The 12,644-nt window shown below is 43.8% G+C and carries 11 protein-coding genes and 1 tRNA gene; 8 read left to right on the top strand and 4 right to left on the bottom strand.

The features are described from left to right. Positions 1 to 5 precede the first annotated feature (5 nt). The 4 genes from ilvC to ACG2F4_RS11955 form a co-directional block, all read right to left on the bottom strand. Positions 6 to 983: a ketol-acid reductoisomerase gene (gene ilvC / locus ACG2F4_RS11970; protein WP_395261010.1), complete on the bottom strand. Its 978-nt coding sequence runs from the start codon at positions 981 to 983 to the stop codon at positions 6 to 8. 326 nt (positions 984 to 1,309) lie between these two features. Further along, positions 1,310 to 1,392 (bottom strand) — tRNA-Leu (locus ACG2F4_RS11965). A 382-nt stretch (positions 1,393 to 1,774) separates the two neighbouring features. Continuing rightward, on the bottom strand, positions 1,775 to 2,215 hold the full coding sequence (locus ACG2F4_RS11960) for a hypothetical protein (protein ID WP_395261008.1): 441 nt from the start codon (positions 2,213 to 2,215) through the stop codon (positions 1,775 to 1,777). Positions 2,216 to 2,394: 179 nt separating this feature from the next. After that, the gene (locus ACG2F4_RS11955; protein WP_395261006.1) at positions 2,395 to 2,967 is read right to left on the bottom strand and encodes a CHRD domain-containing protein; all 573 of its coding nucleotides are present in this window, start codon (positions 2,965 to 2,967) and stop codon (positions 2,395 to 2,397) included. A 602-nt stretch (positions 2,968 to 3,569) separates the two neighbouring features. Here ACG2F4_RS11955 and ACG2F4_RS11950 point away from each other — a divergent pair. The 8 genes from ACG2F4_RS11950 to ACG2F4_RS11915 all read left to right on the top strand — a co-directional run bounded on the left by ACG2F4_RS11950 (position 3,570) and on the right by ACG2F4_RS11915 (position 12,204). After that, positions 3,570 to 5,390, top strand: coding sequence for an N-6 DNA methylase (locus ACG2F4_RS11950; RefSeq protein ID WP_395261004.1), 1,821 nt, complete (start codon positions 3,570 to 3,572; stop codon positions 5,388 to 5,390). Between the two features lie 3 nt (positions 5,391 to 5,393). Further along, positions 5,394 to 6,623 (top strand): restriction endonuclease subunit S, encoded by a 1,230-nt coding sequence (locus ACG2F4_RS11945; protein WP_395261002.1) that lies wholly within the window; start codon positions 5,394 to 5,396, stop codon positions 6,621 to 6,623. Beyond that, the gene (locus tag ACG2F4_RS11940; RefSeq protein ID WP_395261000.1) at positions 6,620 to 7,882 is read left to right on the top strand and encodes an SIR2 family protein; all 1,263 of its coding nucleotides are present in this window, start codon (positions 6,620 to 6,622) and stop codon (positions 7,880 to 7,882) included. The genes ACG2F4_RS11945 and ACG2F4_RS11940 overlap by 4 nt, the downstream gene beginning before the upstream one ends. A gap of 2 nt (positions 7,883 to 7,884) precedes the next feature. Further along, the gene (locus ACG2F4_RS11935) at positions 7,885 to 9,636 is read left to right on the top strand and encodes an ATP-binding protein (protein ID WP_395260998.1); all 1,752 of its coding nucleotides are present in this window, start codon (positions 7,885 to 7,887) and stop codon (positions 9,634 to 9,636) included. Between the two features lie 3 nt (positions 9,637 to 9,639). Further along, positions 9,640 to 9,783, top strand: a complete 144-nt coding sequence (locus tag ACG2F4_RS11930; protein WP_395260996.1) for a hypothetical protein — start codon at positions 9,640 to 9,642, stop codon at positions 9,781 to 9,783. Positions 9,784 to 9,857: 74 nt separating this feature from the next. Continuing rightward, entirely contained in the window at positions 9,858 to 10,475 is a 618-nt protein-coding gene (locus ACG2F4_RS11925) for a transposase (RefSeq protein WP_395260994.1), read from the top strand. A gap of 200 nt (positions 10,476 to 10,675) precedes the next feature. Continuing rightward, entirely contained in the window at positions 10,676 to 11,746 is a 1,071-nt protein-coding gene (locus ACG2F4_RS11920; protein ID WP_395260992.1) for an ImmA/IrrE family metallo-endopeptidase, read from the top strand. Beyond that, complete coding sequence (locus ACG2F4_RS11915) at positions 11,719 to 12,204, top strand: DUF4411 family protein (RefSeq protein WP_395260990.1); 486 nt, start codon at positions 11,719 to 11,721, stop codon at positions 12,202 to 12,204. Before ACG2F4_RS11920 ends, ACG2F4_RS11915 begins: the two co-directional genes overlap by 28 nt. Positions 12,205 to 12,644: the final 440 nt, after the last annotated feature.

The raw sequence follows: 12,644 nt of genomic DNA, 5'->3' as shown, positions 1-12,644 counted from the left end.
CAATATCACTGGTTTTTGATCTTTTCTTCCATGTTGGATATCACTGAATTATATGCCTGGTCCAGGAGTCTCTTCAACTCTGGCAGACCGTTCTCCTGTTCCTTTTCCCATTCCCGGGAAAATTTGCCGTCTTCGATATACTGGTAGGCATCGGCCAGTGTTTTTCGGATAAAAGATTTGTCCAGATCTTCGATACGCGACAGCTGCCCGTATTGGCTGGTATGAGAATGATAGGGGAACTGCTTGAAGAGGCCGTCTTCAGCCATTTTTTCAAACATGTAGGCAGGCTCTCTCGACATGTACAACTCGATCAGTGAAGCTTCCGGGGGATGTCCTTGTTCAACTTCAAAATGAAAAGCTTCGGTCAGTATGGATATGATCATCGGCCATATTGCCTGCTCTGCCAGCAGATCCAGCATCGTTTCATCTTTGAAGGTAACCTCGATCGATCCCATTTTTGTGGCCCCCATCGCCCTTGCAAGGGCAAGGGCGGTTTGCAGGGCTTCTCCCGATGCGTCCTGTTCTACCGCGATAAAGGCGGGATAGCCCTTCCCGTTTAAATAACGGTTGCGAACTCCGTCCCCGATCATGCGGGGAGCAACCATGATAGTATCGCAATGTGAGGGCGGTGATATGTGATCAAAGGTGATGTTGTATCCCGAGGCAAAATTCAACACGTTGCCCGCTTTGAGATGGGGTTCCACCTGCTCTTGGTAGATACGGGGCATGATCTCATCAGGGATTAACAGAAACAGGATATCGGACTGGATCGCGACTTCGGGCACATCATCCACTCTGAACCCATCTTCCTGAGCCTGGGTAAATGTTTCATCCCTGGCCGTGCCGATAAAGATATCCGACAGGCCGGAATCACGCATGTTCAACGCCTGGGCCCTGCCCTGATTCCCATAACCAATTATTCCAATATTCCTTCCCTCGAGGACGGATATATCTGCATCCTGGTCGTAGTATATATTTGTCATTTTACGTGGTTTATCGATTCCCGGGATGCGATCGCCTCACACCATGAGGCTGGAGCCTATAGCGAACCATCCCATATTGGCGTGATTTTGCGATATTTTCATAAAAAGATCCCGTGTTCACTTCAAAAGATCGCAAAATCTGCCTTACATTGGCTGATTCTCGTTACTATTCTTTAAGTTCGGCAGATTCACGGAAAAGATTATGCAAGAACCTGTTCCTGCCTGATAACTGGTTCGGTCGGGGAGGCAGGTGGTTTCAATCCCGTTACCTTGGTTGTATCTTACATACCGAACCCTTGCAAGCCAATAACTTGCAAGGGTAAAAGTACCGGTGGAGAGACTCGAACTCTCACTCCCAGAGGGAACGCGATTTTGAGTCGCGCGCGTCTACCAATTCCGCCACACCGGCAAATCGCCTAATCCATTTGAATACAATGGGTTGCAGGGACACTTAATTGTTTTAAAAAGTAGTTCATATCGTACTTTTTAGTGTCTGAAATTTTCCCCGTCGTTGCTTAAACGGGAAATTTATCAGTGATCAATATTAATCACCTGCAAATATAAAGCATAAAGAATTACTTCTTCAAAATACTTTTTATTTTTTATGCTAAGCAAGTAAAACCGTTATAAAAAATGTAACCAGATCCTCACCCCTCAGCCCAGGCCTGTGAAGCTCTCCGCATTCATCCAGGAATATTTATTGCTATCCGCGAAAGTCCATAGCCGTATATCAGTATTATTGATCGAAATTGGGATTTTCTCATTTATAAAGAGGGCATAATTTGTACGGTTCACTCTCTTTCAAGACCCAGATTGATGGTTCGTTGTATATGCTTGAAATTACTATTGCAGTTGATTGGTATAAGCCGCTCAGGAAGCCGGTACGACACAAATGAGTCGACCTCCGCATAATGAACACTGTGCCATGCTTTTAATCTAATACCGGTAGAATCGCATCGATGATATGCCTTTGTACTGGTATCGACCATATAAAATCCAGCACCACTGGTTTGTCCAATGCTGCCGGATGAAAAGGTTCTGACTATTAGTTCATCATCACCCCAAAAGTCCACGCCCCACAATTCGATTGCAGCTTGGGGCAGTGGTGATCCAGAATCTTTATCATAAACCATTCCGCTTATTTCAATTGGCAAGCCGGAATCCGAAGTGAAAAAAATATTGCATCCGGAAATCAACCAAATACTTGGAATTATCAATGTAAGAGCTCTCATGATTACCCCATTCTAGATTGTGCTTGTCTATCTGCAGGGAAATAATCTCTTAAAAAAATAAGCCCGACCGGTTTAACCGGCCGGGAACAAGCTGCTCTACAAGTGTCCGCCAACTTTTGGGAGTATAGGCGGATAATTATTTTAACGTCAAACGCTGGTATTAGATCAGCGATTAAACGTTATTTTATTTGGCCCCGGATCTCCCCCGGTGGGTTTTGCGTAGTATGTACATTGACATACGTATTTCCAGCCTTCATCTCGCTGATCAGTGCATCAAGTGTTTGACCTTCCAGTGACCCAACAAGTTCATCCGCTGTGATGGTCCCTTCGGCAAGAATGCCCTGGGTTTGTCCCTCGATCAGCTGGGGCGGGGGCGCCTGCGGATAGAGCCAAACCACTACACCGCCATTTTGACCGGAGGGGGCGTTATGGATATGAGCCATTAACACATTTTCAATGTTTGCAACAATCAGCTTATAGTCAATGGAGCTGCCGTCCTTACTTACCTGGAAGATGGCCTGTCCCTGCGCGTCCGTCTCTACCGGCGGAACCTCGTTGCTGCCTTTTAGGTGAGCACGAAAGTTTCGCTGGTTTGAGCTGGCCCATGCAGGTGCTTTACCTTCCACGTTTTGAGGACTAACTCCATGTTCCTGTCCGGAATGGACCGGGTTAAATGATTGATCCTGGCACGCATATCCAATCACGAACACAATTGAAAGTAATCCGATTAGCCATACTGTTTTATTCCTCATAACATCCCTTCCTGTTTAGTTAATATTTGTAATCCACGTACGTCTTGACCGTGTTCCGGTATTAGTCTATACAAGTTCTGGAAGGAAAGGGTTGCCTGAGTACATATTATTACCGGTTTCAGGTGTGCCATAGGGAGGGATGGAGCTGAATTTCATAAACTCTTTTAGAAAGACACTGATTTTAGCCACTATACAGGAATTTTACATGGATATTTGGATGGGACAGTTATTGGTAAACCAATCAGGAGAAGATGGATGAAAATTTTTGTAGGGGACTTGCAGGTATTTAGTGTTGGAGGAATACATACCAGATCTGCAATGGGCCCTCATCGTCGATAGATATCACATCACATATAGAAAAAAGAAAATCAGCTCCTGCGGTTATTTGGCATATCCAGTCTATATGATACCATTGAAATTGAGATACCAGAGCTTGTTTAATCGCTTATTTATATACTCAATAGCTAGTGTGGAAAAGTGTGTATTCCTGGAAAAGATTAAACAATCTGGCTGGATCCCCAATAAATGCTTGTTTTATCCCTTAAAAAATTTATATATAGGGCACAGAACAAAAGCGTTAAACAAGAGAATAACGGGGTTACATGCCGACAAACCTAAAAGAACTCGAAGACCGGCTGTGGCAGGCCGCCGACAACCTCCGCGCCAACTCCAAACTTAGTTCTTACGAATACTCCACGCCCGTGCTGGGACTCATCTTCCTGCGCTACGCCTGGCACCGATTTCAGCCGTTGCACGAGGAGCTGGAAGGCCAGTCCTCCGGGCGGCGCACCATAGGCCCGGCCGACTACAAGGCCGAAGGCGTGCTCTACCTTCCGGAGCAGGCGCGGTACAACTACCTGCTGCAGCTGCCCGAAAGCGAGGATATCGGGCAGAAGGTGAACGAGGCGATGGAGGCCATTGAAGAGGAGAACCCCGAGCTGGCCGACGTGCTGCCCAAGGACTACAAGCAGTTTGAGGACCGGGTACTGAAAGACCTACTGAAGAACTTCTCCAACGTGGGCGCCGATGTGGAAGGGGACGTGTTCGGGCAGATCTACGAGTATTTCCTCGGCAAGTTTGCGATGAGCGAGGGACAGAAAGGCGGCGAGTTCTTTACGCCCACCGCCATTGTCAAGCTGATCGTGGAAGTGCTGGAGCCCTACGGCGGTAAGATCCTGGACCCGGCCTGCGGCTCCGGCGGCATGTTTGTGCAAAGCGATAAATTTAGGAATAGGCATCAGAAAAACGGAGATGACTCCGTACGGACACGCCATGGCGTGTCCCAACAGGCTAAGGATATTTTATCTATCTACGGCCAGGAGAATAAAGAAAATACGGTGCGCTTATGCAAGATGAACCTGGCCGTGCACGGGCTGGAGGGTGACATCCGCACCGGCAACACCTACTACGAGAATGCCCACGACTGCGTGGGACGGTTCGACTACGTGATGGCCAACCCTCCGTTTAACGTGAGCGGGGTGGACAAGGAGGCCATTGAGGGCGACCCGCGCTACCCGTTCGGCATCCCCAGCACCGACAACGCCAACTACCTGTGGATGCAGGAGTTTTTCAGCGCCCTGAACGATAGCGGCCGGGCCGGGTTTGTGATGGCCAACTCCGCCGCCGATGCCCGCCACAGCGAGCAGGAGATCCGCAGGAAACTCATTGAAGAGGGCGTGGTGGATGTGATCATCTCCGTCGGCTCCAACTTTTTCTATACGGTGACGCTGCCCTGTACCTTGTGGTTTTTTGATAAGGGCAAGCAGCAATTGCCGGAAATAGATATCGAGGATGTACGGACACGCCATGGCGTGTCCCCACAGGATGAAGAAAAGGGCAGAGATGAAGTATCCACCCGCGGTTGCAATACCGTGCTCTTCATCGATGCAAGAAATATCTACCGGCAGCTCGACCGCGCCCACCGGGATTTCACCGACCGGCAGCTGGATTTCATTGCCAATATTGTGAGACGATACCGGGGCGAAGAGCTGGATTCTGTGAAAGGAGATGCTGCCGTACGGACACGCCATGGCGTGTCCCAACAGGCAGGGAATGAGGAAATGGCAATGGCTGCCGAGGAGGCAGAGGAATACCAATCTGTAGGGCCGTACCACGGTACGGCCGATGAGGACACCCAATCGTCCAATATCACCCAGCCCGATAACATGTACGAATTATTTGATGACGGCCAGTACCGGGACATCCCCGGCCTCTGTAAGGTGGCTACGGTGGAAGAGATTGAGGAGCAGGGCTGGAGCCTGAACCCGGGCCGCTACGTAGGCGTGGCCGAGCGGGAAGAGGATGATGTGGATTTTCAGGTGAGATTAGGTGAATTATATGAGGAGTTGGAACTGCTCAATGCAGAAGCTGATAGTTTGGAAAATCAGATTACAGAGAATATTCAATCTATTCTAAATCAGTAATTGATGCTGTTTAAAGATTTCGTACAGATAAATCCCAAAGTAGATTTAAAGAAAGGAAAAACCTATCCCTATGTGGGAATGGCTGATGTTAACCCATCCCGTGGTTATGTTACAAATTCTGAAACACGGGAATACAAGAATAGTAGGTCAAAATTTAAGGAAGGAGATACTCTTTTTGCACGTATCACTCCTTGTTTGGAAAATGGGAAAATTACTCGGTTTAAATCAGATGGAATAAAGAAGGGTTTTGGCTCTACTGAATTTTTTGTTTTTCGGGCTAAAGAAGGTGTTTCAGATCCAAACTTTGTTTACTATTTGAGTAGAAGTCCACTTATTAGAAAAACGGCTGAAAAAAGTATGGCAGGGGCTTCGGGTAGACAGCGAGCAGATATAACAGCTGTCGAAGAAGTTGAGATTGATCCTCCCGATCTTCCCATTCAGCAAAAAATAGCTTCCATTCTCTCCGGCTTTGACGACCTGATCGAAAATAACACCCGCCGCATTGAGATCCTGGAGGAGATGGCGCGGCGGATCTACCGCGAGTGGTTTGTGCACTTCCGCTATCCCGGTCACCAGGAGGATGAGCTTGTGGATTCGGGTACGGAGCTCGGGGAAATTCCTGAGGGGTGGGAGGTGAAGAAGCTGGAGGATTTTGGAGAGATTGTTTTAGGTAAAACACCAAGCACCAAAGATTCTGCAAATTATGGTGACTACATGCCTTTCATAAAGACACCTGACATGCATGATCAAATTTTTATTCATGAAACTGAAAATGTTTTATCAAAAAAAGGTGTCAAAACCCAAGAGAATAAAACCTTGCCGGCTAGCAGTATCTGTGTAAGTTGTATTGGTACAGCTGGTGTTGTTGCTCTTACATCGGTGCCCTCCCAAACCAATCAGCAAATAAATTCAATTGTACCAGAAAACGAATCCTATAGAGAGTACTTGTACTTCACTACAAAAGACCTAAAGCCGTTGATGGAAAAAATTGGATCTACGGGGGCAACCATGACAAACGTTAGTAAAACTAAATTTAAGGGGCTGCCAGCTCTTATGCCTAACCAAGATTTACTTGATACTTTTCATTATAAAGTTGGGCCTCTATTTGATCAAATAAGTACACTTCAAAAGCAGAATATTAAGCTTAAGGAAACGAGAAATTTACTTTTGCCGAAGCTTATATCGGGAAAGATTGATATTCAACGACTAAAGAATCAAGGATTAGTTCTATGAGCAAAAAAATAAAAATTAAAAGGACTTCAGGGAATAAAAGTAAGGAATCGGAGAACTTGGATAAATTTCTAGCTCCAAATAGTTCTGAATGGAAACTACTTGAATTACCTAAGGACGAGCAAGAGGACAAGGAGAAACAAAAGGAAGTTGAAAGTAACAGTGAATCTATAAAAGAAACCCTTTTATCTTCATTACAGATGCCACACTTAGCTGTATTGGCGGGAAGTGGCACATCTTTGGGCGAAGTAGGTGGGCCATCTATGGGTGATCTTTGGGAAAAGGTCACTAATAATAACCCCACTTACAGGTATAAAGATAATGGCGAAGAGAAAGAAATTGAAATAAACCCAGAGGAGATAATAGAGGTTGTAAAGCATGATTCACGTGATAAAAACATTGAGGCTTTACTTACCCAATGTGAGGCATATTTAAGAATCGAGGAAGAAAACTTAAAAGTTGAAGGATTTTTAACTGAAGCAAAAAAAATAATATTAAATGAGTGCTCTTCTTTTCTAAATAACGATAATCTTGAAGGACATAGAACTTTTCTGCACCGTTTATCGAAAAGGAGAGTTAGAGATCCAAGACTTAAAATATTTACAACCAATTATGATTTATGTTTCGAAAGAGCAGCATCACTACAGGGATTAATAATATTAGATGGTTTCTCTTTCGTTAATCCAAGAAGATATGATCCAAACTATTTTAATTGTGATATCGTAAGAAGAACAAATAGTCATGATAAAACCACTAATTTTCTTGAAGGGGTTTTTCAATTATTTAAACTGCATGGATCTGTAAATTGGGAAAGGAATGGGAGTGAGATTATCGAAATTGATGAACCTAATCCGAAAAAGGCCTGCATAATTTATCCAGCACATGGAAAATATCAGCAATCATATATTCAACCGCATCTAGAGCTTTTCTCAAGGTATTTAAGTTCACTACGAGAACCGAATACTTGTTTGATCATTTCAGGGTTTGGATTTAATGATGACCACTTGGCAGAACCTGTAATTTCGGCAATCGATACCAATCCACACTTAAAGGTTGTAATCGCTGATCAATTTGCAGAGAAACAATTGGAAGCTGATAAACCATCAAAATATTGGGAAAAATTGAAAGAGAAGGCATTAGCTGGTGAGGATATTTGGTTTATCAATGCCTCATTTCAAAAGTTTGCACAATTGATTCCGAATTTAAAAGCCCTTACATCTGCACAACAACTTGAGCGTACCATTAAAGACATAAGTTCGTAGCCATGGATTTTTCAAAGGAGTTGAACAAGCTTGAATCAAAAGGAATACTTAGATCTGAACTATATTTAGGGAGCATTTCTTCAGTTTCTGCTACAGAAGTGCGTGTCAATTTATATGATGCCGGTAAGCCAAGTGGATCATTTTTTGAAGGCAGCAGGTATGGCAAAGGTGAAGTTGGAGAATTCTTATTAATTGAGGGACAACAAAATTTGCTTCTTGGTCGAATGATCGAGGTAAGATTACCTGAAAGAGAGCGTAGAAACATTGATAAAACACTTACTGGATCACCTGATTTAGATGCTATTGGAATTATCCAATTGTTAGGAACAGTGACTACTGATAAAATGCGAATTAGTGCAGGACTCGAAACCTATCCTCGGTTAGGTGACAAGGTATACTCAGCCCCTCATACCTTTATTTCATTAATTCCAAGTTTGATGGAGGACCAATTAAAGAGTGAAAATGATGTGAGACTTAAAATTGGTGCTATCGAAGCGAATACACAATCTAATGTGTCAATAACCCCCGAAAAGTTATTTGGAAGACATTGTGCAATACTTGGAGCAACAGGAGGTGGAAAGAGTTGGACAACTGCTCACATTATTGAAGAGTGTCTCAAGTTTGATAGTAAAATCATATTACTAGATGCTACAGGTGAATATAGAGACTTTAGTCACGATTCAATTAGGCATTTGTATTTGGGGGAACCCGTGAACAAAGCTGATAATGCAATAAAATGTTCTTTACCTCCAAGTAATTTCGCAGAATCTGATTTTATAGCGATGTTCCGACCCTCATCGGGTATTCAAATGCCAAAATTAAGGGAGGCTATAATAAGCCTAAGAATTGTACATGAAGATCCATCTCTTGCTGATGCCAATGGTTATTTTGTTAAAACAGGAAGAACATATGAAGAGTATAACGAAATTTTGTCTAGGTCGGATATTTCTAAAGTTGCATATAACCCAAACGCCAAGTTCGATGTTAATAAGTTAATAGGCCAAATTGAAAACGAATGTGTGTGGGAAAATGATGAATCATATGGAAGGAAAAACCAACAACACTGGGGTTATTGTTCAACTCTTGTAAGTCGGATTGGAAACATATTAAATAGCAATGAATTTGATTTCATCTTTAGCACGGATAATCTTCCATCATTAAATAAAAAAATTGATCATTTCTTAAATGATCAAAATGGTCAGAGTAATCAAAAACTATTGAGGATTAGTCTATCAGGTGTTTCTGAGGAGTATCAAGCAAAAGAAATTGTTGCTAATGTTATAGGAAGAAAATTATTGACGGAGGCAAGAAAAAAATGCTTTGTTGAAAAACCCCTAGTAGTTTTTGTTGACGAAGCCCACAATTTTCTAGGGGGTACGCTTGGAAGAGATGAAAATTCTGCTGATTTAGATTCTTTTGAACTTATTGCAAAAGAAGGGCGAAAGTACGGACTTAATATTTGTCTCGTGACTCAAAGACCACGCGATATTACCAAAGCAGTATTGAGTCAAATGGGAACATTAATAGTTCATAGACTCACTAATGATCAGGATAGGTATATAGTTGAAAAAGCTAGTGGAGAAATTGATAAATCAGCATCATCCTTTTTGCCAAATCTAAAGCCTGGTGAAGCAGCAATTATTGGAATTGATTTTCCAATTCCTTTGAGTATGCAGATAATTCCTCCAAATACTCGACCATTATCTGAGGGCCCAAACTTCCAGAAATTTTGGAACAGAATTACTAACACTTGAGTAATGTCCAAATCCTCCGAAGACAAAGCGGTAGAACAGCCGGTGATTGAGCTTTTCGAAGAACTGGGATGGGAGACGATCAACGCCTACGACGAGGTGCTGGCCTCCGTTGATAAGCCACGGAATACTGGCCAAGTACGGACGTAGCATGCTACGTCCCCACACGCAAAAGAATGTGATAGGTTCAGCAATCTTGTGATGGTTTACAATTTTAAGATTAGATGCCAAAGAGAAACCTGCCATACCGAAAATCAATTAGATTAAAAGGATGGGATTACCGGAATCCCGGGCTGTATTTTGTGACCATCTGCACCAAGGATCGGCAGCATCATTTCGGGGAGATCCGGGATGGTATCATGGGCCTGTCGGTGCCGGGGTGCCTGGCCTGGCATTATTGGCGGCAGATTCCGAGCCATCAATCCAATGTGGTATTGGATGAATTTGTGGTAATGCCCAATCATCTGCATGGGATTGTGGGGATCACACCTGATCATGTAGATCATGCCCGGGTAGGGACATGCCATGGCATGTCCCCACAAAATGGCATGTCCCCACAGAAGGAAGATCATACCACCAACCAACAGAACCAGGCACAATTTGGAAAACCACAATCCCAATCATTATCCATGATAATCAATCATTACAAAGGATCCCTCACCCGGTGGTGCAATGCCAATGGCCATGAATATTTTGCATGGCAGTCCCGGTTTTACGATCATATAATCCGCAATGAAAAGGCCCTGCATCGTATCAGGAAGTATATTTTTGATAACCCATTGCGTTGGCAGCAGGATCGGGAGAATCCGGAGCGGGGTCATGAACAGGTATTAAATATATAATTGCCGATAATATTTGGGATAATGCTCCTGTTGGGTTGTAGCATGCTAATCTCTACAGGATCTACCTACATACAATCTGACGGCAAAATTTTTGTTATTTTAAAGAAGTTATGCCTACGGCCCGTGTAAATATAAACCCAGAGACCCTATCCTTCGCGCGTGAGCGTGCCGGGTATCCTGTAGGCAGGATTGCCGAAAAAATGCGGGTTAAGGAAGAGCAGTGGGTGCAGTGGGAGCAAGGGGAGAAAAAGCCCACCACGAATCAATTAGTAAAATTAGCCAAATATTTAGATCGAACTCCGGGATTTTTCTATCTGGAAGAAGTCCCTGAAGAAACAGATCCCCTGTCTGAGTTTCGTACAATCAATAATCAGCTGCTGTTAGAAGCAAGTCCCAAGCTTATCAAAGCCATTCGTGAAGCTAAACGGAATCGGGATATACTGCTTGAGCTTTATCAAGATCAAGGAAAAACTCCGGCTGAAATTCCTACTATTAATCCTGAAGATGAGGACATCGCTTCACTGGCCATAACCATCAGAGAATGGCTTGAGGTATCGATAGATGAACAAAAAAGCTGGTCCGGCTCATCCACAGCATTGACGCGATGGAAAGAAGTTCTGGAAAATAAAGATATCTACGTTGTTCAATATCCGTATGTAGATGTATCGGAGTCCCGTGGATTTGCACTGGCGGAGTCAAAAATTCCTATTATTGGCATTAACTCCAAGGATTCCTCAAATGCCCGCATCTTTACGCTCATCCATGAACTGATCCATGTGCTGCTGCGGGATTCCGTTATGATTAATGATAAATTGACCAGCTATTTCCCCAACGGAAAGCGTAATATTGAACAGTTTTGTAATCGATTGGCTGCCGAAATATTGGTGCCTTCAGAAGAGTTGGTCCTCGACTTTAATGCAGATACTGAACCTGTCAAACAAATCAGGGGCCTGAGTCGTCGGTATGGGGTATCTACCTATGTCTTACTGATACGGCTTAAGACTGAAGAGCTTATCAGTGAGGAAGTGTATGAAGCCTGCCTGCCCGAAGTCACTTTTTATGATAAAAGCAGGCAGAGCGATGGGGGTGATCCCTATTACACGAGGATCGTTCAAAAAGGGCGACTGTTTATGCGTAATGCATTTCAAAGCTACTTCCAGGAACAGATTACATTAGGTGAATTAGCCAATATCACCGGCTGGAAAGTGCCGAATTTAAATGAACTAGCGGCCAAAACCTTCGGGTGGCCGGAGGAGGGCAGCTACGTTTGAGGTATTCGCTCGATTCAGACGCTGTCATTCAGGCATGGATAGATTACCCGATCGACTTCTTCCCAAAAGTGTGGGAGAGTCTCCACCAGTTGGCAAAGGATGATGTAGTAGGTATAGCCCCGGTCATTTATGAAGAATTAGAACGAGGCGGGGATGAGTTGTTTGATTGGGTGAAAACTCGTAAAGGTGATTTTGTGGTTGAAAACAGTGATGAGTTACAAGAAGCGGTAACCTACCTGGTTAATACCTACAGCAATTTTGGTTTAATTACGGGTAAGAATGAAGGTGATCCGTATGTTGTGGCTCTAGCTATGGTTGAAGATTGCCTGGTTGTCACGAATGAATCTATGACGAATAATATGAATGGGCCAAAGGTGCCGGATGTGTGCCGTGCTGAAGGAATACGCTGGACGAAATTTGTAGATATTATCAGAAATGAAGATTTAGACGTTGGTTAGTTGGGTTTAGAATTAGATGTATCATCATGTCCAAATACTCCGAAGACAAAGCGGTAGAACAACCGGCAATTGACCTTTTCGAAGATCTGGGATGGGAGACGATCAATGCCTGCGATGAGGTGCTGGCCTCCGGAGGACTGGGCTAAGATGCCGGGCCGTGTACGGACATGCCATGGCATGTCCCCACAGCTACAAGAATGAGATAAGTTCACAAATCATGAGATGGTTGTAATCCGGGAGATGAGATGCAAAAGAGAAACCTGCCATACCGAAAATCCATTCGCTTAAAGGGCTGGGATTTACCCCGTGAGATAAATAAATAATGCCATGAAATTTTATTATGTATAACGCGTTTAGGGGTTAACCTTAAGCAGCCAATGCATGTTTAATGCGATTAATGGGTTCATCGTTTTGCCAATTGATGTACTGCAATAGCGTCA

This window comes from Halalkalibaculum sp. DA3122 (assembly GCF_043951865.1).
GTDB lineage: Bacteria > Bacteroidota > Rhodothermia > Balneolales > Balneolaceae > JAMQKA01.
The sequence above is the reverse complement of the archived record's forward strand: the minus strand, read 5'-3'. Positions and strand labels throughout refer to the sequence as shown.